This window comes from Pseudomonas sp. PDM26, from assembly GCF_019219185.1.
Taxonomy (GTDB): domain Bacteria; phylum Pseudomonadota; class Gammaproteobacteria; order Pseudomonadales; family Pseudomonadaceae; genus Aquipseudomonas.
Window position 1 is genome coordinate 503,893 of the sequence record NZ_JAHUWC010000002.1, and the last position, 25,161, is coordinate 529,053.

The following is a 25,161-nucleotide window of genomic DNA, read 5'->3' on the forward strand; positions in this document are numbered from 1 at the left end:
TGATTCAGGAGTGTGAGCAATGTCCCATGAAGTGATCAATACCGTACAGGTACAGGCCGCCGCCGGCCGCTCGGATGAACTGGGTAAGCAACTGCAAAAGATTGTCGAAACCCTGCGTGAACTACCGGGCTGCGAATCCTATATGGTCGACCGCTGCCCCGAGGACACCAATCGCTGGACCGTCAGCGCCCACTGGCAATCGGAAGCGGCCATGCGATCGCATTTCAACTGCCCGCAGGTCCAGGGTTTTATCAGCCTGATCGATAGCCAACTGGCCAATGCCGTGGACTTCAACAGCTTTCCGATCGTTTAAAAACAAGATCAAAAGATCGCAGCCTGCGGCAGCTCCTACACGGAACTCTCCGCAGGAGCTGCCGCAGGCTGCGATCTTTGCTTTTAACGCCGGTTAATTGGTCCCCTCGCCTTCCCGAATATTGGCTGTTTAACCTCTATTACTTGCGCACTACTGTTGTTTTCGACAACTAACCCACCGCAGGTAAAGAACCATGAACGTGTTGCGCTTCTGTGCTGCCCCCCTTGCCGCCCTGGCCCTGATGTTTTGTGCATCGGCTTTTGCCCATGATCCTTCGGAAAAGGTCACTGTCCTGCAGGACGAATTGCTGAAGAACGTCCCCGGTAAAAAAGCGCTGATGATCGAAGTCGATTACCAACCCGGTCAGTCGTCCATCGCCCACAAACACGATGGCTCCACCATGGCCTACGTCACCTCGGGAGCAATCGTTTCTCAGGTCAAGGGCGAGCCGGCGAAAACCTACAAGGCCGGTGAGTTCTGGTATGAGCCGGCGGGATCGGAACACCTGGTATCGAAAAACGCCAGCGCAACCAAACCGGCCAAATTGCTGGTGTTCATGGTGTTGGCCCCGGATGAAAAAGTGCTGATCCCATTGGAACACTGATGCCTGAACGTGCAGCTATAAATAAAAAGGCCCGAATCGCGAATTCGGGACTTTTTATTTCCTCACGCAATTAACCGAAGACTTTTAAACCAAACAAAACTATTGGCCACCTGACAAGTGCGGATATTGGCCATTTAAATAAATCAACCAGGGTTTAGTCTTGAGTCACCGCCGGAACAGCACCGGCAACTTTAACTTTCGACTAAAATTGTTTCACTGGAGAAACACCATGAAACTTGCGCTTGCCAGTACGTTGACCATGGCTGTTGTATTAACCGGCTGCTCGATCCCCACCGCGCCCACGGCGGTCTCTTCGCTGAACGGTATCTTCACCGAACCGGTGGGCCGCAGCGCTGCCACCCGCATTACCAACGGTAGCCATGTTTCGTTGGGCGTTATTTACAGCCAAACCACTCAGACCAATCGTGCCTACCTTCGGGATTATCAAGCCAACGCCGGCACCGGTTTCGGCCAGAGCCTGCTGGTGCAGCCGATTCATGACGCCTACGTAGCCACCTCCAGGCCAGACCAGGCGGTGGATTGGGTCAAGGCCTCCCTGCAGCGGCAATTTGGCCCGGTTATCGTATACCCGGACATTCAGAGCCTCAGGGCAGCGAAACCGGATGTGATGGCGGTGGTCGACACCCGCAGTCAACTGATGACCTCGCGCAGTTCGGATATCCAGGCGGATGTCCGTGCGGACTTTTATGACAAGAACTTCAACTACATCGGTACTGCACAAGGTCATGATGCCAAGGCACTCAGTCCGGTGTGGGCCGACTATAAGCGCAGTGAAGAGATAGTGGCGGATATTAATGAACAACAGAATGTGCAAGTAAGGGCCCTGCAAAAGTTTGATCAGTCGCTCAGTAATTTATTGACCAGCCCGACAAGTAATGTGTCGATGCTTGGTAATGAATCAAGCCAGAAGTTGTATTGATCTCACCGCCCTCTTCGCGATCCGACTTGCCCGCGAAGAGGCCCGACCCGTCACCACAAAAACCTGCGACAAAAAAAAACCCCGCATCTTTCGATGCGGGGCTTTTTTTATTCAACGCCTGATCAGGCAGCCGGTTCCAGCTCGGCGGCGACAGCGGCAGGCACTACCGCTTGACCGCTCAATGCCAGGTCCAGCAGTTCGCGGTTGGCCACCGCGTACATGGCGTAGTCGGTGCCGCTGGCGGCACGGATTTCCACCAGCATGGTGCGCCAGCGTTCGATCATGCTCTCGTGCTGATCCATCCACAGGGAGAGCCGTGTTTCCACGTCCTGGGTACCGTCGCCCTGTTGCAGGACCGAGATGGTGATCGCACGTTGCTGCCAGTCGACGTCATCGCGGAACGCTTCACGGGCCAGGGCCTGCCAGTTGTTTTCAACCGGCAGAGCGCTGATCTGTTGCATGTACCAGGTGATGTCCAGCGCGCTGCCCACGGCGAAGTAGGCCTTGGCCACGTCCGCAGGGTCCTGGCCGGTCACGTCGGAGGCCTCGATGATCGGTAGCAAGGTGTACAAGTGCGAGGTGCCAGCCACCATGCGCGCCAGCAGCTCCGGCACACCGGCTGCGACGTACGCCTGGTAACGGGCCTGCCAGGTTTCGTGGATCTCGCCACTGAGCAACTCGTCGAGCTTGAGGCCCAACTCCTTCAGGTGCGGACCGAAGTGGGCGACGTCACGGGCAGCGTTCTGCTCGTTGCGACGGGCACGCAGGAACCAGCGCGTGGCGCGGCGGCCCAGACGCATCAGCTCGTCCATCAGCTCCAGTTGCACGTCGGCGGAAACCTGGTAGTCCAGGTTCTCGATCTGACGGAACCAGTGCGGGAGGTGGAAAATGTCGCGCACGATCACATAAGCGCCCGCAACGTTCGCCGGGCTCATGCCGGTCGACTCTTTGAGTCGCTGAACGAAGGTAATACCCATGTGGTTGACCAGATCGTTGGCGATCTGGGTGCTGACGATTTCGCGCTTCAGACGGTGACGACGCATGGCCGCGGAGAACTTGCTCACCAGGGTTGGCGGGAAAGCGGTTTCCATGTCGCGGGTCAGGTAGTCGTCGTCCGGCACCAGGGAGCCCAGCAACTGCTCCTTGAGGTCGATCTTGCTGTACGAGATCAGCACCGACAGCTCGGCGCGGGTCAGGCCGTGGCCTGCGGCGATGCGCTCGTTGATTGCATCTTCGGCCGGCAGGAACTCGATGGCGCGATCCAGCTTGCCGCGGCCTTCCAGATCGTTCATCAGGCGCTTGTATTCAGCAATCCGCACGAAGGCACGGCGTGCTGCCAGGGACAGGGCCTGTGTCTGCTTGTAGTTGTTGCCGAGCACCAGGTTACCGACTTCGTCGGTCATGCTCGCCAGCAACTGGTTACGTTGCTTGTCGGTCATGTCGCCGGCCTGAACCACTTCGTTCAGCAGGATCTTGATATTCACTTCGTGGTCGGAGCAGTCCACGCCACCGGCGTTGTCGATGAAGTCGGTGTTGGAACCGCCGCCATTGAGGCCGAACTCGACGCGACCCAGTTGGGTCATGCCCAGGTTACCGCCCTCGCCCACGACTTTGCAGCGCAGTTCGTTGCCGTTCACGCGCAGTGCATCGTTAGCCTTGTCGCCGACATCGGCGTGGCTTTCGCTGCTGGCTTTGACGTAAGTACCGATACCGCCGTTCCACAGCAGATCCACCGGAGCCTTGAGCAAGGCGTTCAGCAGTTCGGTCGGGGTCAGCTTGTCGGCCTGGATGTCGAAGCGCTCTTGCATCTGCGGGGAAATCGCGATGCTCTTCGCGCTGCGCGAGAAGATGCCGCCGCCTTCGGACATGATGCTGGTGTCGTAGTCCGACCAGGCCGAACGCGGCAGGTCGAACAGGCGCTGACGCTCGGCGAAGCTCGATGCCGGCTCAGGGTTCGGGTCGATGAAGATGTGCAGGTGGTTGAACGCTGCGACCAGTTGCAGCTTGTCGGACATCAGCAAGCCGTTGCCGAACACGTCACCGGCCATGTCGCCGACGCCCACAACCGTGATGCTGTCTTCCTGGACATTGATGCCGCGCTCGCGGAAGTGGCGCTGTACGCCGACCCACGCGCCCTTGGCGGTGATGCCCATTTTCTTGTGGTCGTAACCGGCCGAACCACCGGACGCAAACGCGTCACCCAGCCAGAAGCCGTAGTCGATGGCAATGCCGTTGGCAATGTCGGAGAAGGTCGCAGTGCCCTTGTCCGCCGCGACTACCAGGTACGGGTCATCGTGGTCATGACGCACGACGTTCACCGGTGGCACCAGGGCGCCGTCTTTCAGGTTGTCGGTGATGTCCAGCAGGCCCGAAATGAAGATGCGGTAGCAGGCGATGCCCTCGGCCGCGATCTCGTCACGGCTGCCGCCCAGTGGCAGGCGACGCGGCAGGAAGCCGCCCTTCGCGCCCACCGGCACGATCACCGAGTTCTTCACTTGTTGGGCTTTTACCAGGCCGAGCACTTCGGTGCGGTAGTCTTCTTCACGGTCGGACCAGCGCAGGCCGCCACGAGCCACGTTGCCGAAGCGCAGGTGCACGCCTTCGACGCGTGGCGAGTAGACGAAGATTTCGAACTTCGGTACCGGCTTCGGCAGTTCGGGAATCAAGTGCGGGTTGAACTTGAAGCTGAAGTACGACTTGTTATGGCCGTTGGCATCGGTCTGGTAGAAGTTGGTGCGCAGGGTGGCCTTGATCAGGTCCAGGTAGCGACGCAGGATGCGGTCTTCGTTCAGTACCTGGACGTCGTCCAGGGCGCTGAGAATAGCGTGTTCCAGGCGTTGCTGCTTGTCGTCCAGATCGTCGCCGGCCAGCTTGCGCGCCAGGTAGAAACGGGTCTTGAACAACCGGGTCAGCTCGTGAGCGATGTCGGTGTGGTTGTTCAGGGTGCTGGCGATATAGCCCAGGTCGAAGCCCAGACGGATCTGCTTCATGTAGCGGGCGTAGGCACGCAGCAGCGCGACATCGCGCCATGGCAGGCCGGCGGTCAGTACCAGACGGTTGAACCCATCGTTCTCGGCATCGCCACGCACGATGTGGACAAACGCGTCCTGCAGCGTGTCGTTGAGTTGCTGGATGTCGAGTTCCAGGCCTTCGGCGGCAGTGAACGCGAAATCGTGAATCCAGAACTCGCGGCCACTGTTGTGGCGCAGGCGGTACGGGAATTCACCCAGCACGCGCAGACCGAGGTTTTCCAGGATTGGCAGTACATCGGACAACGCCAGCGGCGTGTCGGCGTGGTACAGCTTGCAGTGCAGCATGCGCTGGCCGGACACCTGGCCCAGCGGCTGGTAGAAGCTCATCACCAGCGGATTTTTTTCGTTGAGGCTCAGCAGGTGCTGCATGTCGACCACCGCCGAGTGAGCGGCGAAACGCTCGCGGTAGCCGGCCGGGAAGCCTTTCGGGAAATCAGCCAGCACGTTGGTGCCGTGGGCTTCGCCGAAGCTTTCGATGGTCAGGGCGGCGTAGTCGTCCTGCCAGCTGCGGCAGGCCTGCACCACTTCTTTTTCCAGCAGCAGCGGGTCGATGTCGAGGCGGTTTTTCGGGTCGACGCGCAGGATCAGCTGCACACGGGCCAGCACGGACTCGGAGAAGAACGTCCAGAACTCGCAATCGGTCGCTTTCAGGCGATCCATCAGCACTTGCTGGATCTTCTGACGCACTTCGGTGGAATAGATATCACGCGGCACGTAGGCCAGGCAGTAGCAGAAACGGCCGTACGGGTCTTTGCGCAGGAACACGCGAATCTTGTTGCGTTCCTGGATCTGCACGATCGACATCACGGTGCTGAACAGCTCGTCCACCGGGGTCTGGAACAGATCGTCGCGCGGCAGCACTTCGAGCACCTGCGCCAGTTCCTTGCCCAGGTGAGCCTTGGCCTGGAAGCCGGAACGGCGTTCGATTTCCTCGACCTTGCGGCGGATGTACGGGATCACCCGCACGCTCTCGCCATACACCGACGAGGTGTACAGGCCCATGAAACGGCATTCCTTGATGACCTTGCCGTTGGCGTCAACTTCACGGATCGACACGAAATCCGGGTAAGCCGGACGGTGGACACGGCTTGGGTGCGAAGCCTTGGCGAACGACAGCAGGGTCGGTTCGCGCAGGTAGTTCACGGCGTAGTCTTCGATGCGCAGGTCATCGTAGGTCAGGCCCGCGCGCAGCAGTTTGGTCAGGCCGAGGAAGGAGTCCTTGTCATAGACGATGTGGCCGCCATCGGCTTCATCGCTGACCACGAACTCTTCGTAGCCGAGGAAGGTGAAGTGGTTACCCACCAGCCATTCCAGGAAGCTCTTGATTTCGCTCTTCTCTTCGCCATCGACGGCGAACTGGTTGTTGTCCAGCATGGTCAGGATGTCCTGGACCTTGGCCTTCATCGGCTCGAAATCGCCAACGGCCACGCGGACTTCACCGAGCACCTGCTCCAGCTCTTTGCTCAGGACATTGAGCTCGGCGGTGTTGGCGCAGCGGTCGATTTCCAGGAACATCAGCGATTCTTGCTGAATGTCGTCGCCCTGGGTGCCTTTGGGCAGGATTTCCACCAGCTCGCCCTTGCTGCCACGACGCACGCTGAGCACGGTGGTTTGCAGGGTATGGATGCTGTAGCCGCGGCGGTTCAGCTCGGTACGCACCGAGTCCACCAGGAATGGCAGGTCGTGGTGCAGCACTTCGACCGCAGTGTGGGTCGACTGCCAGCCGTGGCGTTCGTAATCGGGGTTGAAGACGCGCACTTGCGGTTGCGCGTGATCGAAGCGCTCAAGCAGGCGCCATGCAGAAAGGGTGCAGCCAGCAAGGTCGGACAACCGACGCTGGGTCAGCTCGTCAAGGGAAATGATGCCGAAGAATTGTTCAGCGAACAGCGCCACTTGTGGCAGTGCCTGTTCACTGATGTGCTGCGCCAGTGCCGCTTGCAGTTGGTGCTGGAAGTCGGCTTTGCTGGCTGCGGTGAAGAACGCCATCTGTGGTACTCCGCTTGGGCTTGTTATTGATGGAAGCGTCGCGTGCAAAGCCCCTGTTCGGGGCTACCCGTCACCCGGCTCCTGATTCTCGGGCAGAGGAAACAGGGTGACAGGTGGGTGAAGCTGGACGAGACACTCAGGTCACATTCACCTTCCGTGAATGAGCATCTGCAAAAACGACTGGGCCACGTGCAGCGCAATGTCTTTACGGGTGCTCATCCGTTGCGCAGCTTAACGAGTGCGGCAAGGCCGATGCTTGCGGTGCTGCGACATATTCGGTCATCGGTACGCAGCTCAAGGCACGCGCATCGAACAACACTAGCATTCGCACAGAAAAATGACGGTTTTTCGTCCGGTTTTACGGGACATGCGTACCAGAAATGACCAGTAACACTCTCTCCGTCCACGACCGGGTCTTTGACACTCGGACGAGCAGAAATCTTCGCAGGCTGGCAAAATCGCCCTTTGTTGCGTTTACCACGCCCGCCGGGCCAGGAATTTCCCATGAAAATGAAAACCGCCCTCTTGATCGTCAACCCTTGCGACGACGAAGAAGACAACATGGCCATGCTTTGCTGCCACAGCGACCAGGGCGAAATGTTCCTGATGAGCCGCTACCCCGATGAAGACGAGCTGGAAATCACCCTCGACGGCGAGCCTTCGACGCTTGATGGCGTGAAAGTCACGCTCAGCCCTACTCTGCTGAAGATTGAAATTGCGGCGGCGGATGCTGATGTGCTGAATGGGGATGATGTGCTGGAAATTACCTTTGATGCCGACATGACGGACCTGGCCGAAGTGGAAGAGACCTTGCAGAACATTCTTGAAGGCACTGGCACCTTCATTAGCCAGCTCTGAATATCAGCGCCTGTTCCGGCCTGCTCGCGATGAGGCCGGAACAGCCACCCATTCACTCCCCTGCTACACAAATCCAGCAATTGCCCCAATCATTTCCCGCACTTTGCGCAAAATGCCGTTAGTCGCCGCCCCCCGCGATGGATTAAAGTAACGCCCCCGGCCCTGACGTACTTCGAACGTCCTCGGCCACCCTTTTGCAGGAACAGTCATCGATGGAACATCGTGAAGCGCTACTCGCGCTGCGAACCTTTCTTTCAACGCAGATTCTCGGCCAGGAAAAACTCATCGAGCGCTTGCTCATCGCCCTGCTCGCCGACGGCCATATGCTGGTCGAGGGTGCCCCTGGCCTGGCCAAGACCAAGGCCATCAAAGAACTCGCCGAAGGCATCGAAGCCCAGTTCCACCGTATCCAGTTCACCCCTGACCTGTTGCCGGCCGACATTACCGGTACGGAAATCTACCGCCCGGAAACCGGCAGTTTCGTGTTCCAGCAAGGCCCGATTTTCCACAACCTGGTGCTGGCGGACGAAATCAACCGCGCCCCGGCCAAGGTCCAGTCGGCCTTGCTCGAAGCCATGGGCGAGCGGCAAGTCAGTGTCGGGCGCAGCACCTATGAGCTGTCGCCACTGTTTCTGGTGATGGCCACGCAGAACCCTATCGAGCAGGAAGGCACCTACCCGCTGCCCGAAGCCCAGCTCGACCGCTTCCTGATGCACGTGAAGATCGGTTTCCCGGACGCGACGGTTGAACGCAAGATCCTGCAACAGGCCCGTGGCGAAGCTCTGAACGGCGAAGCGAAGCCTGAGCGTCGGGTTACCCAACAGACGATCTTCGCCGCACGCAAGGAAATCCTCGGTTTGTACATGGCCGACGCCGTGGAGGAATACCTGGTGCAACTGGTCATGGCCACCCGCACCCCGGCCAAGTTCGATCCGGAAATGGCCGAGTGGATCGCCTACGGCGCCAGCCCGCGCGGTTCGATTGCCCTGGACCGCTGCGCCCGCGCCCATGCCTGGCTGGCCGGGCGCGACTTCGTCAGCCCGGAAGACATACAGGCCGTGCTGTTCGACGTGCTGCGCCATCGCATCATTCTTTCCTTTGAAGCCGAAGCCGCTGGCATCGACCAGGACCGGGTGGTCCAGCGGATTCTCGACGTCGTAGCCGTCGCTTGACCCCGATGAAAGCCAGCCTGCCGCCCGAGCCGGGCATCCGTGTCAGCCTCGCCGACCTGATCGAGATGCGTCATCGCGTGCGCGAAGTGCAGCTGTTTTCCACGCCGAGCCAACGCAGCCCGCTGATCGGCCTGCACCATTCCAAATTGCGCGGCCGTGGCGTCGACTTCGATCAGGTGCGGGTCTATCAGGCCGGCGACGATGTGCGCACCATTGACTGGCGCGTGACCGCACGCACCCAGGAGCCTCACACCAAGCTGTTCCACGAAGAACGTGAGCGGCCGATTTTCATCATGGTCGAACAAAGCCGTCGCCTGTTTTTTGGCTCGGGCCTGATGTTCAAGTCAGTGCTCGCCGCACAGGCCGCGAGCCTGATCGGTTGGGCAGCCCTGGGGCATAACGACCGGGTCGGCGGGCTGGTGTATGGCGACAATCAGCACTACGAAATCAAGCCTCGGCGCAGCAAGCAAAGCCTGCTGCAGCTGCTCAACCGGCTGGTGCGGGTCAATCAGTCGCTCAACAGCGAAAGCGAGCCGGACCGTGATGCCTTTGGTATCGCCCTACGCCGCGCCCGGGAAGTGTCCCGCCCGGGCAGCCTGGTGATTGTGATTTGCGATGAACGCGCGCTATCGGAAAGCGCCGAGCAACAGCTGAGCCTGTTATCGCGTCATTGCGACCTGTTGCTGCTGCCGGTGTCCGACCCGCTGGATCATGCCCTGCCCGCCGCGGGACTTTTACGTTTCGCCGAACGTGGAGCGCAACTGGAACTCGATACGCTGAATTTCGACCTGCGCCAGACTTACCGGGCCCAGGCCGAAGCACGCATCGCTCGCTGGGAGCTGCTCGCGCAGAAACTGCGCGTCTTGCTGATGCCACTGAGTACCCAGAGCGAGATGGTCGAACAACTGCGCGAATACCTGAACCCACAGAAACCAGGGAAAGGTCGATGAGCAGCCTTGATCAACTGCAACCGCTGATATCCCCGCCACCGGTGGAATTCTGGCCTCCGGCACCGGGTTGGTGGTTGCTGCTTTTATTGGTGCCACTGATCGGTTTGGGCCTGTGGAAGCTGCGTCGCTTTATTCCGGACAAACGCCCGGTGGTACGTGCTGAACAGCCGCTTGACCCGGTGCGCCTTGCCGCCCTGGCGGAGCTGGCCTTGATGCCAAAACCCTACGACGGTGCGCCAGCCGGTGCCTGGCTGCAGCAACTCAACGGCTTGCTCAAACGCCTGTGCCGCAACCATTACCCCTACAGCCAGAGCCATACCCTCAACGGCCGCAAATGGCTGGCGTTCCTCGACAACCGCTGCCCGGCGGCCGGGCTCACTCGCTGGATGGTGCTTGTGGAAGGCGCCTACAAACCCGAATGCAAGCTCGACGACAAGGCGATCGCCGGCCTGACCCAGGCCGTCGACACATGGATTCGCAAGCATGTTTGAATTTGCCTGGCCGTGGATTTTTGCCCTGCTGCCGCTGCCGTGGCTGATGCGCATCGTATTGCCGGTGGCCGACAGTGGCGAACCGGCACTCAAGGTCAGCTTCCTGAGCGACCTGGAAGGCCTCGCCGGGCGTCGCGCCCGGGCCAACCTGCCGACATGGCGCCAACAGACGCCGTTCATTTTGCTGTGGCTGTTACTGCTGGTCGCGGCGGCGCGCCCGCAGTGGCTCGGCGAACCCTTGCCGATCGCCGCCAGCGGTCGCGATCTGCTGGTCGCGGTGGACGTTTCCGGCTCCATGGATTTCCCTGACATGCAGTGGCAGGACGAAGAGGTGAGTCGACTGTCGTTGGTCCAGCACCTGCTCGGCGACTTCCTCGAAAGTCGCGAAGGTGACCGCGTCGGCCTGATCCTGTTTGGCAGCCGGGCCTACCTGCAGGCACCGCTGACCTTCGACCGCCACACCGTACGCGTCTGGCTCGACGAAGCGCGCATCGGCATTGCCGGCAAAAACACCGCCATCGGCGATGCTATCGGTCTGGCCCTCAAACGCCTGCGTTTGCGCCCGGCAACAAGCCGCGTGCTGATACTGGTCACCGACGGCGCCAACAATGGCGGTGAAATCGATCCGCTCACCGCCGCCCGACTGGCGGCCCAAGAAGGTGTGAAAATCTACCCGATCGGCATTGGTGCCGATCCGGAACAAAGTGGCTCCGTGGGGTTCCTCGGTGTCAATCCGAGCCTGGACCTCGACGAGCCGTCCCTGAAAGCCATCGCCGAAGCCACCGGCGGCCGGTATTTCCGCGCCCACGATGGCAAGGAGCTGCAATCGATCAAGGACACCCTTGACCAACTGGAGCCCGTGGCCCAACAACCCACCCAGGCCCGCCCGACTCAATCGTTGTATCACTGGCCGCTCGCCTTGGCGCTGTGCTTGAGCATACTGCTGGTGGCTCCCGTACTCTGGCCGGACAACCCGTTGCAACGCCTGTTTACCAAGGATCTGTATTTGCAAACGCAATTGCTGCCCGACTGGCGCCAGCGTCTTAAACGCCTGCGTCTGCGGAGGCGCCGATGAGTGCACTGTGGCCCTACTGGTTCCGGCCCTGGTGGCTACTGTTGCTGCCGGTGCTTGGCTGGTTGCTCTGGCAACTCTGGCACCGCAAGAAGCGCGCCGGGCGCTGGCAGATGATCCTGCCGCCGGCCTTTCACTCGGCACTGCTCAGCGGCGGCAGTGGTCGCGACAGTAAACTGCCCTGGGTCGCGCTCGGCGTGGCGTGGCTGTTGACCGTGCTCGCGCTGTTGGGGCCGGGTTGGGAACGCGTCGAGCAAACCAGCCAGAAACCCGCGGACCCGTTGGTGGTGGTTCTTGAACTGACCCCGGAAATGCTTGCCACCGACGTCACGCCCAATCGGCTGGAACAGGCCCGGCGCAAGCTGTACGACCTGCTGCAGATCCGCAGCGACGCGCAAACCGCCATTGTCGTCTACGCCGGCAGTGCCCACACGCTGGTACCGCTGTCAGATGATCTTTCCACCAGCCGCAACTTGTTGGATGCACTGAAACCGTCGTTGATGCCAGAGTCCGGTCATCGCGCCGATCTGGCGGTACTCAAGGCCCTGGCACTGCTCGAACAAGCTGCTTTGGGCGAAGGTCGGATCCTGCTGATGGGTTCGTCCCTGACCGAACCAGAGCGGCTGGGCATCCGTCGCGCGCTGAACGGCAAATCGACTCAATTTCTGATGCTCGGCATCGGCACCGCCGAAGGCTCGCCGATCACTCAGGAAGACGGCAGCTTCCTCAAGGATGAACAAGGCGCCATTCTCGTGTCGCGCCTCGACGAGCCCGGCCTGAAAGGTTTTGCCAACGACCTGGATGGACGCTTTCGCCAGGCGCGCCTGGACGATAGCGACCTGCACGCCCTTGGCCTGCTCGACGGTCCGCGCAATTTGCGCAACGACGGTCAGACCTTGCGCCTCGATACCTGGGCCGACCAGGGTTACTGGCTGCTGCTGCCACTGTTGCTGCTCGCGGCCTGCGCAGGACGTCGTGGTTGGTTGCTGTGCCTGCCGCTGCTATTGGCGCTACCGCAACCCAGCTATGCCTTCGACCTCGCAGACCTGTGGCTGCGTCCTGATCAACAAGGCGTGCAATTACTCAAACACAAGCGTCCGGCCGAGGCCGCCCGGCGCTTCGAGGACCATCAGTGGCAAGGCGTGGCGCTCTATGAAGCCGGAGACTACGCCGGCGCCGCCGAGCGGTTTGCCGAGGGCAACGATGCCCATGCCCACTACAATCGGGGCAACGCCCTGGCCAGAAGTGGTGAGCTGGAGGCCGCCCTGGACGCTTACGAACAGGCACTGGAACGTCAACCTGATTTGCGTCCGGCACTGACCAACAAGGCGCTGGTGGAACGTCTGCTCAAGGAGAAAAACACGCCACCCCCTCCTGAGCCAGACGCCGCCAGCAACGCCCGGCCCGAAGCCGAATCGCAGGAACCTCCGCCCGGTGCTGCTGCCCAACCCTCGAGCAGCGACGATGGGCAACCGCCCGGCCCGGGTGAGCGACAACCGCCCACCACACCGCCGAAAACGGGGACCAACGAAGTACCAGGCAGCGAACTGGGTGACGAACAACACACTACACCACCCTTGCGCCCGGTCACCGACGGCATCGAAGGTGAACAGCGCCAGGCACTGGAGCAATGGCTGCGGCAGATTCCGGATGACCCGGGTGAACTGCTCAGGCGCAAATTCTGGTACGAACAGCAACAACATCAGGATCAGGAAGAAACTCGATGACCCGCTTCACCGTTTTATTGCTCGCACTGCTGCATGGCCTGTTGTTCTGCGCGGTTCAGGCACAGGCAGCAGAGCTGGTCGCCAGTGTGGACCGCAGTCGCCTCAGCTCAGGCGAGACGGTCGAGCTGACCCTGGAATCCACCGATGTCACTCAGTTCGGCAAACCCGACCTGGCACCGCTGGAGCCGTTGTTCGAAGTGCGCGGCACACGCCAGGTCAACCAGTTGAACACCCTCAGCGGCGAAAACCAGGCCGCCACGCGGTGGATCGTCACCCTCCTGCCCCGGCAAAACGGCAGCGTGGTGATTCCGGCACTGCAACTGGGCGAACTCCAGAGCCAGCCGATCACCCTGCAAGTGGTCGAGAGCGAAACACCGGACAACCCGAACAACCGGGCCCCGGTGTTCATCGATGCCAGCCTCGATCAAACCAGCGTGTACGTACAGGCCCAGGCAGTCCTGACCCTGCGTATCTACCATTCGGTGTCGCTGTACGACGACAGCAGCCTGCCGCCCTTGCAGGTACCTGATGCGCGCATCGAGCAATTGGGCGACTCACGCACCTACGAAAAAGACATCGATGGTCAGCGCCACGGCGTGATCGAAATGCGCTACGCGATCTACCCGCAACACAGCGGCGAACTGATCATTCCGGCACAGGTCTTCAACGCCGCGCTGGTCGATGCGCAACCGGCACAGGACGCCACCCAAGGGCCGAAATCCGGCAAGTTGATGCCCGTTACCTCGACCGAACTGCTGTTGACGGTCAAGGCCAAACCCATCACCTATCCGGCCGACGCACCCTGGCTGCCTGCGCGCAGCCTGAGCCTGAGCGAAAGCTGGAACCCGGAGCCGGATCACACCCAGGTCGGTGATTCACTGACCCGCAGCCTGACAGTGACGGCCGAAGGCTTGTCCAGCACCCAACTGCCACCGCTGCCCGGCACCGATGTCGGCGGCCTGCGCCGCTACCCGGATCAACCGGTGCTCGGCAACCAGAACAGCGAACGCGGCCTGGTCGGCAGTCGTGAAGACCGCGAGGCCCTGGTGCCGACACGGACCGGCACCATCGAGTTGCCCACCGTCGACGTGGTCTGGTGGAACACCTTCGAAGACCATCTGGAACGCAGCAGCCTGCCCGCTCGCACGCTGCACGTGGCGGCCAATCCGAGCCTGGTGGTCGACACGCCTGCCGGCGCCTCACCGATCGATGCCGGAGCCGACAGCGAAGCGCTCTGGCGCTGGAAGCTCAGCACCTTGATTCTCGCCTGCACCACCCTGCTCGGCTTCGGCCTCTGGTGGCGTGGCCGCTGGCAACCGGCGGTGGCGCGTGTCGCTCAAACCGGCCCGAGCCCGCGCACCGTACTCGACGACCTCAAGCGCGCCTGCCAGGCCAACGACTCCCACGCCACCCGCCAGGCCCTCGACGCCTGGGCCCGTCAACAACCGGAAACCCTGGCCGACATGGCCGCCCGCTTCGTGCCACTGTCCAACGCCCTCGACGGCCTGAACGGCGCGCTGTACAGCGAAACCGGCCAGTACTGGCAAGGTGACGAGTTGTGGCGGGTGATCAAGGCGATCCCGATGGCCGAGCGAGTGCAGGACCCGGCCGGTGACAGTGGGTTGCCGCCGCTTTATCCGAAGTAAACACCGATCCTTGTGGCGAGGGGGCTTGCCCCCGTTCGGTCGCGAAGCGGCCGTAAATCCGGGCAGCTCGGTGTGCCTGAAGGAATTAGGGGGCCGCTTCGCGGCCCAACGGGGGCAAGCCCCCTCGCCACAAAGCTCCCTGCCGCAAGAAGTTCGACGTGCAACCACTCCCGAGCTGTTTACCAGTAAACTCCCTGTCCTTTCGCCGCCTTCATTTTCCCCGCGGCCATTACCTATTTTTGTAGCGGAGTCTGCCTTGCGCTTGTTTCACACCTCCGACTGGCACCTCGGGCAGAACCTGCACGGCCAGGATCGCGATTTTGAACACGGCTGTTTTCTCGAGTGGCTGTTGCGCCAGCTGAAACTGGATCAACCGGATGTACTGTTGATCGCCGGCGATATCTTCGACACGGTCAATCCGCCGGTCAAAGCCCAGGAGCGCCTCTACGACTTCATCGTCAGCGCCCACGAGCAGCAGCCGTTGCTGACCATCGTGATGATTGCCGGCAACCACGATTCCGGTTCGCGGATTGAACTGCCGGCGCCGTTGATGCGGCGCCTGCGTACTCATGCGTTGGGCCGCGTGCTGTGGCTCGACGACGGGCAACTGGATGCCGAACGCCTGTTGCTGCCCTTGCCGGATGCCAGTGGTGAAGTCGCCGGCTGGTGCCTGGCGCTGCCATTCCTGCGCCCGGCGGAAGTCACCGGCGCGCATTTGGGCGACAACTACCTGCGCGGGATCGGTCAGGTGCACGAGTGGCTGATTGAGGCGGCCAATGCCAAGCGCCAGCCGGGGCAGGCACTGATCGCCATCAGCCACGCGCACATGGCCGGCGGCTCGGTGTCGGAAGATTCCGAGCGCAGCCTGATCATCGGCAATGCCGAAGCCCTGCCCGCCAACCTGTTCGGGCCGAGCATCAGCTATGTCGCTCTCGGCCACTTGCACAAGCCGCAGAAGGTCAATGGCGAGGAGCGCATCCGCTACAGCGGCTCGCCGATCCCGCTGTCGTTCTCCGAGATCAGCTATCAGCACCAGATTCTCGACATCAAGCTCGACGGCGAAACCCTGCTCAGCGTCGAGCCGAAGCTGATCCCCCGCGCGGTCAACCTGCAGCGCATCGGCCCGGCGCCATTGAGCGAGATCCTGCTGCAACTGGCGGACTTGCCAAACATCGACCTGTTGGCCGACATCCAGCGTCAGCCATGGCTGGAAGTGCGGGTGCGCCTCGACGAGCCGCAGCCCGACCTGCGTAATCAAGTGGAAATCGCCCTGCAAGGCAAGGCTGTGCGCCTGGTGCGCATCGCCGCTGAATACGCCGGAAACGGTAGCCGTGACGGCGTCGAGGATGGCAACACGCTGATCGAACTGGATCAACTCACACCTCAGGAGCTGTTCAGCCGCGCCTGGCAGGACAACTACGGCAGCGAGGTCGACGAGCAGACCCTCAAGGACTTTGCCGAGCTGTTGCAGGACGTGCAGATGGAGAGCGAACAACCATGAAGATCCTCGCGATCCGCCTGAAAAACCTCGCCTCCCTGGCCGGGCCTTTTGAAATCGACTTCACCGCCGAACCCCTGGCCAGTGCCGGACTGTTCGCCATCACCGGCCCCACCGGCGCCGGCAAAAGCACCTTGCTCGATGCCCTGTGCCTGGCGCTGTTTGGCGCCGTACCGCGCCTGAACAATACCGGCCGCGACGCCAAGGTACCGGACGCCGACGGCGAAATCGCTACCGGCGACCCACGCACCCTGCTGCGTCGCGGCACGGGCGAAGGCTATGCAGAAGTGGATTTCGTCGGTGTCGACGGCCGTCGTTACCGCGCCCGCTGGGAAGCCAATCGCGCCCGGGACAAGGCCGCCGGCAAGTTGCAGGCCAGCCGCCAGAGCTTGCGTGACATCGATCAGGATCAATTGCTCGCCAGCCAGAAAGGCGAATACAAGGCTCAGCTCGAAGCCGCGCTGGGGCTGAATTTCGAACAGTTCACCCGCGCGGTGATGTTGGCGCAAAGCGAGTTCAGCGCCTTCCTCAAGGCCGATGACAACGACCGCAGCGAACTGCTGGAAAAACTCACCGACACGGCGCTCTACACCCGCCTCGGTCGTCGGGCCTTCGACAAGACCAAGGAGGCTCGCGAGGCGCACAAACTGCTGCAGGATCAGGCCAGCGGGGTGACGCCGCTGTCACCCGAAGCCCGCACGGAACTGGATGAGCGCTTCAACGAAGCGCAGCAACAACTCAAGACCCAACAGGCGCAGCTCAAACAGCTTGAACTGCAGGACACCTGGCTCAAGGACCTGCGTCGCTTGCAGGACGAGCATCTGGCCGCCAGCGAACAACGGCAATCGGCGCAGACTCACTGGGAAGCCTTGGCCAATGAACGCTTGAGGCTCACCCGCCTCGAACAGCTGGCCCCGCAACGGCACCAGTTCGCCCGTAAGGCCGAGGTCGACGCGCTGCTGACACCCTTGGCGGCGCAGATTGCCTTGCACACGCAGCAGCATGGCGAACTCGGCGAGCGTCAGACGCAGCTCGAGCAACAGCTTAGCGCCGCCCGGATCGCGTTGAACGAAGCGCAACAACGGCAAACCGCCAGCGCGCCGTTGCTGCGCCAGGCCTTCGAAGCGCAAAGCACTCTCGCCCGCCTCGCCAAGGACACCGCCCTCAGTGCCGAGGCAAAGCAAAATGCCGAGCAGGCCTGCAGCCAGGGCCAGAGCACGATTCAGACTTTGCTCGATCAGCAAACCCGTGGCGCCGAGGACTTGCAGCGCATCGCCACCGAGCTGGAACAAAGCACTCATCTGGCACCGTTGAGCGATGCCTGGAATGCCTACCGCGATCGCCTGCAACAGTTGATGTTGATCGGTAACCGGTTGAATCAGGGCCAGGCCGAACTGTCCAGCCTCGAACAAAACGCCGCGATCGCCGAACAAGCGCTTACTGCGCAGAAGCAACAACTGGAGGTGCTGTTCAAGGAGGCCGGTGCCGAGCCGGATGCCGTCGCCGAGCAGATCGGCATCCTGGGCAGCCTGTTGCAGGACAACCGCAAGCAATTGCGTGCCGTCGAAGACCTGGCGCGCCTGTGGGCCAGCCAGCAGGACCTGGACCAGCGCAGTGCCGAGCTGCAACAACGCCAGCTCACCGCGCAGCAGGAACGTGAACGCCTGACTCAGGACGGGGTCAAGGCCAAGGCTGATCTGAGCGTTGCCGAACAGACCCTCAACGTCACGCGCGAACTGCTGGAGCGGCAGCGTCTGGCGCGCAGTGCCAGTGTCGAAGAGCTGCGCGCGCAGTTGCAGGATGGCCAGCCATGTCCGGTGTGCGGCAGCAACGAGCATCCGTATCATCAGCCCGAAGCCCTGCTGCAGAGCCTCGGCCGTTTTGATGAAAGCGAACAGGCCAACGCCCAGAAGGCCGTTGACCTGCTCAAGGAAAAACTCACCGACCTGCGTGCCGAAGTCGGCGGGTTGATCGCCCAGCAAAAGGAACTGCTGCAACAGCAGGAGCATCTGGCGACCCAACAGCAAGCCCTTGCCCCAAGTCTGCAAGCGCATCCGCTGGCTGCCCAACTGCTGAATCAGGACGCCCTCAAACGCGACGCCTGGCTCACCCAGCAAAACAGCCAGCTCAACCAGAGCATCAGCCAGGACGAGCAACGGCAGAGCGCACTGCTCACCCTGCAACAGGATGCCGCACGCCTGACCCAACAACTGCGTCATGCCGAAACCGCGCACCAGCAAGCAGCCCAGCACCTGGGCAACCAGCAACGCGAACTGGGCAACGACCGCCAGCGTCTGGACGAAGAACTCAGCTCATTCGCCAATCTGCTGCCAGCCGAGACCCTGCAAGCGCTGCGCGTCGAACCGGCCGCGACCTTCATGCAGCTCGACCGGCAGATCGCCGAACGCCTGGCGCAACTGGAACAACAAAAGGAAGAACTGGCCGAGCAGCGACAACGTCAGCAAAACCTGGAGAAGGAACAGGATCGCCAACAGAGCCGCGTGCAGCAATTGCAGGCCGCCGAACAGCAGTTCACCGGGCTGGCCGAGCAACAACAGGCGAGCCAGCAGACACTCGGGCAATTACTCGGCGAACACAGCAGCGCCGAGCATTGGCAGCAGCAACTGGAACAGGCCGTGGAACAGGCGCGCAGCGCCGAAACCAGCACCGCGCAGACGCTGCAAAGTGTCCTCACGCAGTCAGTGCAAATCGCCGCCGAGCTCAAGGCCCAGCAAGAACGCTTGCACGCACTGGAGGGTGAAGAGCGAGAACTCGCCGGCAAGATCGGCGACTGGCGTGCCCGCCATCCCGAGTTGGATGACGATGGCCTCGAAGACCTTCTGCGGGTTGACGACACTCAGGTCAGCGAACTGCGCCAGCGCTTGCAACACAGTGAAAAAGCCATCGAGCAAGCCCGCGTCCTGGTGCAGGAGCGCGACAAGCGCCTGCTCGATCATCAAGCGCAACACAACGGCAACCTCGACGCCGGACAACTGGCTGCCGCGCTGGTTGATCTGCAAACCCAGGCCGCCAATAGCGAGCAACATTGCGCCGAACTGCGCGCCGAACAGACCGAGGACCAGCGCCGGCAAAACGCCAATCAGGCCCTGGCGCAGCAGATTGCCGACGCCTACAGCGAGTATCAACGCTGGGCGCGCCTGAATGCATTGATCGGCTCCGCCACCGGCGACACTTTCCGCAAGATCGCCCAGGCCTACAACCTCGACCTGCTGGTGCACCACGCCAACGTGCAATTGCGCCAACTGGTGCGCCGCTATCGCCTCAAACGCGGCGGCAGCATGCTCGGGTTGCTGGTGATGGACACCGAAATGGGCGACGAACTGCGTTCGGTGCATTCGCTGTCCGGTGGCGAGACCTTCCTGGTGTCGCTGGCGCTGGCCCTTGGTCTGGCATCGATGGCGTCGAGCACGCTGAAAATCGAGTCGCTGTTCATCGACGAAGGCTTCGGCAGCCTCGATCCGGAATCCCTGCAACTGGCCATGGACGCCCTTGACGGCTTGCAGGCCCAGGGCCGCAAGGTCGCGGTGATTTCCCACGTGCAGGAAATGCATGAACGCATTCCCGTGCAAATTCAGGTCCAACGCCAGGGCAACGGCCTGAGTACCCTGGAGGTGAAATGAACACGTTGTATTCCTTCCGCCGCTGCCCGTACGCCATGCGCGCGCGCATGGCCCTGCGTTATGCGGGAGTGGCCGTGGACATCGTCGAAGTCAGCCTGAAGGCCAAGCCCGCCGAAATGCTCGCGCTGTCGGGCAAAGGCACGGTGCCGGTGCTGAGCGCCGATGGCCGGGTGATCGACGAAAGCCTCGACATCATGCGCTGGGCCCTGGCCCAGAACGATCCCCACGACTGGTTGCTCAAGGCTGATCCTGTCGCAGCAGCGCAAATCGCCCCTCTGATCGAACAGAACGATCAGGAGTTCAAGGTGCACTTGAATCGCTACAAGTATGCCGAGCGTTATCCCGAACAGCCGATGGAAATTTATCGCGGTGAAGGCGAGGTATTTTTGCAAAGGCTGTAGGTCTTGCTGGAAGGACGCGATTACTTGCTGGCTGATCATCCGAGCCTGGCCGATGTGGCGTTGATGCCCTTCGTGCGCCAGTTCGCCCATGTCGACCGCGACTGGTTTGCGCAGACGCCGTATCGGCGCTTGCAGGATTGGTTGCAGCGGTTTCTGGAGTCGGATTTGTTTACCGGTGTGATGCGCAAGTAAGAACACCGCCACTGTGGCGAGGGAGCTTGCTCCCGCTGGGCTGCGAAGCAGCCCCAAATCCTGTGCACCCAATTCTTCAGGTAAACCACATCAACCGATTGACGACTGCTGCGCAGCCGAGCGGGAGCAAGCTCCCTCGCCACAAAAGCCTTTCATCGACAGTGGGATTCAGGCCAACACCTCACACATCCCGATCGCCGAGCAATCCACCTGGAACGGCCCGAACACCACCCCTTCTGTCCTGACCGGCGGATTGCCGGTCAACATGCCCTGGGCACTGGCGTTTTCGATGTTGCGGGCAATGTTGTGGTTGGCTTCGATGGTCCGTGCCACCGAGCCTGCCGAACCCTGGCCGATGCCCAGCAAGGAGGATCCGTTGGTCATGAACGCCAGGAAGGCGATGACCCAGAGTCTGTGCCCTTTCATGCGCCGATGACTCCCGCGAGTTCAGCCTGATGGACGCCCGCGTTTTGCGCACGGTGTTCAAACTGGATGCCGGGATGGGCGACCTGGATCGGTGCTTCGAAAGTGGATTGCGACTGCGGCGAAAGGCTGACCAGCAGTACCATGGCAAGGTAAAGACCGATCGCCACATAGGCGCCGTATTTGGCAGAAGTGAGAATTGTGCTGGCCATGATGTTCTCCGCAGGCATGTTTCAATGCCCACAGAATCGATCAAAAAAGCCTGGGTAACCACTCAGGGTTATCCATAGTGACCATCAGCTTCGTTGATCATTAAGCCAGACTATTTCAGTCTTCAATAAAACTAATCAAGCGCTCGCGGGCAGCATCCGGTTCACCCGGAACAGGCTCGGCTGCCGACAGAATGGGGGTGGAATAGAGAAACAGAACAACCAATGCCAGACGCGTCACCATGCTGCCGATCCTTGCCGTGAGGAGGAGTCAAAAAATCAGCGTCAATTTAAACGTATGGCTATGTGATATCAAGCGCGACATTGATGGCAAATTGATACTGTCGCAAATGCGTTATGCAGGAGCGACATCACTCTGATCGTTTTCAACACAATTGTCTTCGATCATCAGTGACTTCGCTCCTGCATAAAGGCAGGGGGTAAACGCTCAGGCCTGGGTCTTGTGATCCAGCGCGGCGTAGAAGTTGGCGCTCTGTTGCAGGTACTTTTGTGTGTAGCTCTGGGTGTGGGCTTTTTTGTCGCTGATTTCAATGTTGGCACTGGCTGGCAGTGCAACGGTGGCAGAAATGGCGGAAGCGGCGATGACAGAGAAGATGTTGAAGTTCATGGCGGTATTCCTCGGATTCAGTTGGCTTGCTTGCCCGGTGGGGCCGTGAAGCAAACTTAACCCTCGAGGGTTCGTGCCTTGAAATGCTTTGTAGCAGTACCAGATATCAGCGCCATTGATAAAAGCAGGCAGGCCCCATCAACCGGGGCCTGCGGCTTATTGACGCAGCAGAAACCTGAGGTCGCTCGGGGCGTCCATCGGTAGTTTTTGCACGGTCTTGCCCAGCAAACCGGTCCTGGCATCGCGTTCGACGACGACAATCTGGTTGCTCTTCTGATTGGCGATCAGCAGGAATTTGCCACTCGGATCGAGGCTGAATTCCCGCGGGTGATCGCCGTCCACCGCCCGGCGTTGCAGCTCGTTGAGGTGGCCGGTGACAGGATCGATGGCAAACACCAGCAGTTGATTGGCCGTGCCACGGTTGCTGACGTAGAGGAACTTGCCGTCAGCCGAGGCATGCAACGCCGCTGCAGCCTTGTCCGAGACCGGTTGCCCGGCAGCCAGGTCGACCATCTGCGTCTGTTCGAGTCGGCCGTCGTGGTGATCGAACACCGCCACTTGCGCGCTCATTTCCATGGTCAGCCAGGCGTGTTTGCCGTCAGCGCTGAACAGCAGATGACGTGGTCCGCTACCGGGCGGCAGTTGCACGAATGCCGGGGTCACCGGAGTCAGTGGCAGTTCGGGGTTGGCCTTGGGGTCGAAGCGGTAGGCAAACACCTTATCGGCACCAAGATCGATTGCGAACACGTATTGGCCATCCAGTGACGGGATGGCCGAATGCACGTGGGCCGAGGCCTGACGCTCGGGGTTGACCCGGCTCGCCGGGTGGCTGCTCATCTGCACCACCGGTTTGAGCGTGCCATCGGCCGCCACCGGCATCACCGCGAGGGTGCCGCCCGGGTCCTCGGCCACCGAGTAATTACTGACAAACAAATGGCTGCCATCGGTGCTGAGGCTGGAATGGGTCGGCTCGTTGCCCAGGCTTTGTACCTGGCTGATCAGGATCAGCGCATGGCTCTTGGGATCGATGGCGTAACTGCTGACGCGCCCTACCGGATCGGTCTGGCCCGGACCGTTTTCGTTGACCACGAACAAGTGTCGCTGGTCCTTCGACAGGGTCAGCCACGACGGGTTTTCGCTGTTGATCACTTGCAGGGGCCGGGCATCGATCTGCCCGGTGCCACTGTCGAAAGCCAGGCGGTAGATGCCCTGGCTTTGACCGGCGGTGTAGGAGCCCACCAGCAGTTGATAGTCGTCGGCGGATGCGACCTGGACGCCCATGGCGCCGATGCTGCCGGCCATCAACAGTGGCCAGAGGTTACGCATCGCCTTGGTCATCATCATCGTTGTCACCGCTGACGACATCGCCCAGGCACACCAAACGGTGTTCACCCGAGTCACTGGTGATCAACCAGCTTTGCAGCGAGGTGTCGAAGGTCGCGGCCTGGATCTGCGCCGGGGTGAACTCCCAGTGTTTGGCCGCACGGCCATCCATGCATTCGATGTGCAGGTTATCGTCCTCGTCGAGGGCGAATTCGAAGGCATGCAGCCCGTCGATCTCCACCATTCCGCAGTGTTCGAGGGCATTGAGCAAGGTGTCGGTTGGGGAAGTCATGGCAGTCAATCTTTGAATGGGAAAGACGCAATGATAGCTCATGCACCACCTCCCCTGTAGGAGCGACGGTGCGGCGATCCGACCTGCTCGCGATGGCGGCAGTCCAGTCGATTTAAATGTTGACTGCTGTTCCGCTATCGCGAGCAGGCTCGCTCCTACAGGGATTGTGGTCGGCCGCTAGAGTGCCTCGCGCGATGGTTGGCCATCCACCAGACGCTGGATACGCAGCGGATTGCCGTTCTTCAGCGCATCCGGCAGCAAATTGTCCGGGTAGTTCTGGAAGCACACCGGGCGCAGGAAACGATCGATCGCCAGGGTGCCCACCGATGTACCGCGCGCATCGGACGTTGCCGGGTAAGGCCCGCCGTGGACCATCGAGTCGCAGACTTCCACGCCCGTCGGATAGCCATTGAGCAGGATCCGTCCGACCTTCTGTTCCAGCAACGCTGTCAGCCCGGCGAACTGTTCGAAGTCTTCCGGCTCGCCGATGAGGGTGGCGGTCAACTGGCCGTGCAGCGCGTTCAATGCGGCACTGAGTTGTGCCTGGTCAGCGACTTCGACGAACACGGTGGTCGGGCCGAAGACTTCTTCCTGCAAGACTTCATCGCCGTCGAGCAACAGGCTGACATCTGCCTTGAACAGCTGCGGCTGGGCCTGATTGCCTTGCTGCGGGCTGCCGGCGAGGTGCTCGATGCCCGGATGAGCGAGCAGTTTTTGCAGACCTTTGCCATAGCTACTCAAGGTTCCGGCATTGAGCATGGTTTGCGCTGGCTGATCACCCATCAGCCCGGCGACCTGCTGCACGAACGCACTGAACTGCGGCGAGCGAATACCGATCACCAGGCCTGGGTTGGTGCAGAACTGACCGCAGCCCTGGACCACCGACGCGGTCAGGTCACGGGCGATGCTTTCTGCGCGCACTTCCAGGGCCTGGGGCAACAGGATCACCGGGTTGATGCTCGACATTTCGGCGAACACCGGAATCGGTTGCGCACGCGCCGCGGCCATGTCGCACAAGGCCCGACCGCCCTTGAGCGAGCCGGTGAAACCCACCGCCTGAATCGCCGGATGCTTGACCAGCGCCTCGCCGACGCCAGCGCCGTAGATCATGTTGAACACGCCGGCCGGCATGCCGGTTTTCTCGGCAGCGCGAATGATCGCATCCGCCACCCGTTCAGCCGTGGCCATGTGACCGCTGTGGGCCTTGAACACCACCGGGCACCCGGCGGCCAGCGCCGAGGCGGTATCGCCGCCAGCGGTAGAGAACGCCAGCGGAAAGTTGCTCGCACCAAATACGGCCACCGGCCCAAGGCCAATGCGGTATTGACGCAGATCCGGGCGCGGCAACGGTTGCCGCTCCGGTAATGCCCGGTCGATCCGCGCACCGTAGAAATCACCACGACGCAGCACTTTGGCAAACAAGCGCATCTGCCCGCTGGTACGTCCACGCTCGCCTTGAATTCGACCCGCCGGCAACGCCGTTTCGCGGCAGACCACGGCGACAAAATCATCACCGAGGGCATCCAGTTCATCGGCAATGGCTTCAAGAAATTGCGCCCGTCGCTCCGCGCTCAAGCTGCGATAGGCCGCGTACGCGGCCGCCGCCGCGTTGGCCGCCGCATCGACTTCCTGCGCTGTCGCCTGAGAAAAATCCTGGGGCAAGGCCTCGCCCGTTGTCGCATCGAAACTCTGCAACTTGACGCTGCCGGCGGCGCTGCGTTGGCCGCCAATGTAGTTGTGACCAAGAATCCGGGTCATGGGTA

At 61.3% G+C, this 25,161-nt stretch carries 20 protein-coding genes and 1 pseudogene; 13 read left to right on the forward strand and 8 right to left on the reverse strand.

Annotated elements, in window-relative coordinates; genetic code table 11:
* Positions 1-19: 19 nt before the first annotated feature.
* The 3 genes from KW849_RS06160 (at position 20) to KW849_RS06170 (ending at position 1,857) form a co-directional block, all read left to right on the forward strand.
* Positions 20-313 carry a putative quinol monooxygenase gene (locus KW849_RS06160; RefSeq protein WP_108215849.1) on the forward strand — a complete coding sequence of 98 codons (294 nt, stop codon included), beginning with the start codon at positions 20-22 and terminating at the stop codon, positions 311-313.
* Between the two features lie 193 nt (positions 314-506).
* Positions 507-917 carry a cupin domain-containing protein gene (locus KW849_RS06165; protein ID WP_218428583.1) on the forward strand — a complete coding sequence of 137 codons (411 nt, stop codon included), beginning with the start codon at positions 507-509 and terminating at the stop codon, positions 915-917.
* Positions 918-1,146: 229 nt separating this feature from the next.
* Positions 1,147-1,857 (forward strand): ATPase, encoded by a 711-nt coding sequence (locus KW849_RS06170; RefSeq protein WP_218428584.1) that lies wholly within the window; start codon positions 1,147-1,149, stop codon positions 1,855-1,857.
* A 122-nt stretch (positions 1,858-1,979) separates the two neighbouring features.
* Here KW849_RS06170 and KW849_RS06175 read toward each other — a convergent pair whose 3' ends face one another.
* Complete coding sequence (locus KW849_RS06175; protein ID WP_218428585.1) at positions 1,980-6,875, reverse strand: NAD-glutamate dehydrogenase; 4,896 nt, start codon at positions 6,873-6,875, stop codon at positions 1,980-1,982.
* Between the two features lie 504 nt (positions 6,876-7,379).
* On the opposite strand from KW849_RS06175, the gene KW849_RS06180 reads away from it, so the two are divergent.
* The 10 genes and pseudogenes from KW849_RS06180 to KW849_RS06225 all read left to right on the forward strand — a co-directional run bounded on the left by KW849_RS06180 (position 7,380) and on the right by KW849_RS06225 (position 20,523).
* Positions 7,380-7,733, forward strand: a complete 354-nt coding sequence (locus KW849_RS06180; RefSeq protein WP_218428586.1) for a hypothetical protein — start codon at positions 7,380-7,382, stop codon at positions 7,731-7,733.
* A gap of 212 nt (positions 7,734-7,945) precedes the next feature.
* Entirely contained in the window at positions 7,946-8,905 is a 960-nt protein-coding gene (locus KW849_RS06185; RefSeq protein ID WP_108215854.1) for a MoxR family ATPase, read from the forward strand.
* A 5-nt stretch (positions 8,906-8,910) separates the two neighbouring features.
* A complete protein-coding gene (locus KW849_RS06190) occupies positions 8,911-9,855 on the forward strand; it encodes a DUF58 domain-containing protein (protein WP_218428743.1) in 945 nt (314 codons plus the stop codon).
* Entirely contained in the window at positions 9,852-10,346 is a 495-nt protein-coding gene (locus KW849_RS06195) for a DUF4381 domain-containing protein (RefSeq protein WP_218428587.1), read from the forward strand. The genes KW849_RS06190 and KW849_RS06195 overlap by 4 nt, the downstream gene beginning before the upstream one ends.
* The gene (locus tag KW849_RS06200; protein ID WP_218428588.1) at positions 10,339-11,421 is read left to right on the forward strand and encodes a VWA domain-containing protein; all 1,083 of its coding nucleotides are present in this window, start codon (positions 10,339-10,341) and stop codon (positions 11,419-11,421) included. The genes KW849_RS06195 and KW849_RS06200 overlap by 8 nt, the downstream gene beginning before the upstream one ends.
* Complete coding sequence (locus KW849_RS06205; RefSeq protein WP_218428589.1) at positions 11,418-13,145, forward strand: VWA domain-containing protein; 1,728 nt, start codon at positions 11,418-11,420, stop codon at positions 13,143-13,145. The genes KW849_RS06200 and KW849_RS06205 overlap by 4 nt, the downstream gene beginning before the upstream one ends.
* Complete coding sequence (locus KW849_RS06210) at positions 13,142-14,791, forward strand: BatD family protein (RefSeq protein WP_218428590.1); 1,650 nt, start codon at positions 13,142-13,144, stop codon at positions 14,789-14,791. The genes KW849_RS06205 and KW849_RS06210 overlap by 4 nt, the downstream gene beginning before the upstream one ends.
* 256 nt (positions 14,792-15,047) lie before the next feature.
* On the forward strand, positions 15,048-16,292 hold the full coding sequence (locus KW849_RS06215) for an exonuclease SbcCD subunit D C-terminal domain-containing protein (RefSeq protein ID WP_218428591.1): 1,245 nt from the start codon (positions 15,048-15,050) through the stop codon (positions 16,290-16,292).
* Positions 16,289-19,930 carry an AAA family ATPase gene (locus tag KW849_RS06220; RefSeq protein ID WP_218428592.1) on the forward strand — a complete coding sequence of 1,214 codons (3,642 nt, stop codon included), beginning with the start codon at positions 16,289-16,291 and terminating at the stop codon, positions 19,928-19,930. Before KW849_RS06215 ends, KW849_RS06220 begins: the two co-directional genes overlap by 4 nt.
* Positions 19,927-20,523 (forward strand): annotated as a pseudogene (locus KW849_RS06225) (glutathione S-transferase). The gene KW849_RS06220 and the pseudogene KW849_RS06225 overlap by 4 nt, the downstream one beginning before the upstream one ends.
* A gap of 168 nt (positions 20,524-20,691) precedes the next feature.
* On the opposite strand, the gene KW849_RS06230 reads toward KW849_RS06225, so the two are convergent.
* The 7 genes from KW849_RS06230 to KW849_RS06255 all read right to left on the reverse strand — a co-directional run bounded on the left by KW849_RS06230 (position 20,692) and on the right by KW849_RS06255 (position 25,156).
* Complete coding sequence (locus tag KW849_RS06230; protein WP_108215863.1) at positions 20,692-20,949, reverse strand: hypothetical protein; 258 nt, start codon at positions 20,947-20,949, stop codon at positions 20,692-20,694.
* Positions 20,946-21,158, reverse strand: a complete 213-nt coding sequence (locus tag KW849_RS06235; protein WP_218428593.1) for a hypothetical protein — start codon at positions 21,156-21,158, stop codon at positions 20,946-20,948. Before KW849_RS06235 ends, KW849_RS06230 begins: the two co-directional genes overlap by 4 nt.
* A gap of 115 nt (positions 21,159-21,273) precedes the next feature.
* Positions 21,274-21,399 (reverse strand): hypothetical protein, encoded by a 126-nt coding sequence (locus KW849_RS31270; protein WP_256357088.1) that lies wholly within the window; start codon positions 21,397-21,399, stop codon positions 21,274-21,276.
* Positions 21,400-21,603: 204 nt separating this feature from the next.
* Complete coding sequence (locus KW849_RS06240) at positions 21,604-21,783, reverse strand: hypothetical protein (RefSeq protein ID WP_218428594.1); 180 nt, start codon at positions 21,781-21,783, stop codon at positions 21,604-21,606.
* A gap of 156 nt (positions 21,784-21,939) precedes the next feature.
* A complete protein-coding gene (locus KW849_RS06245) occupies positions 21,940-23,109 on the reverse strand; it encodes a lactonase family protein (protein WP_218428744.1) in 1,170 nt (389 codons plus the stop codon).
* Positions 23,102-23,440: a DUF5629 family protein gene (locus KW849_RS06250; RefSeq protein WP_218428595.1), complete on the reverse strand. Its 339-nt coding sequence runs from the start codon at positions 23,438-23,440 to the stop codon at positions 23,102-23,104. Before KW849_RS06250 ends, KW849_RS06245 begins: the two co-directional genes overlap by 8 nt.
* Positions 23,441-23,575: 135 nt before the next feature.
* Positions 23,576-25,156, reverse strand: coding sequence for an aldehyde dehydrogenase (NADP(+)) (locus tag KW849_RS06255; protein ID WP_218428596.1), 1,581 nt, complete (start codon positions 25,154-25,156; stop codon positions 23,576-23,578).
* Positions 25,157-25,161: the final 5 nt, after the last annotated feature.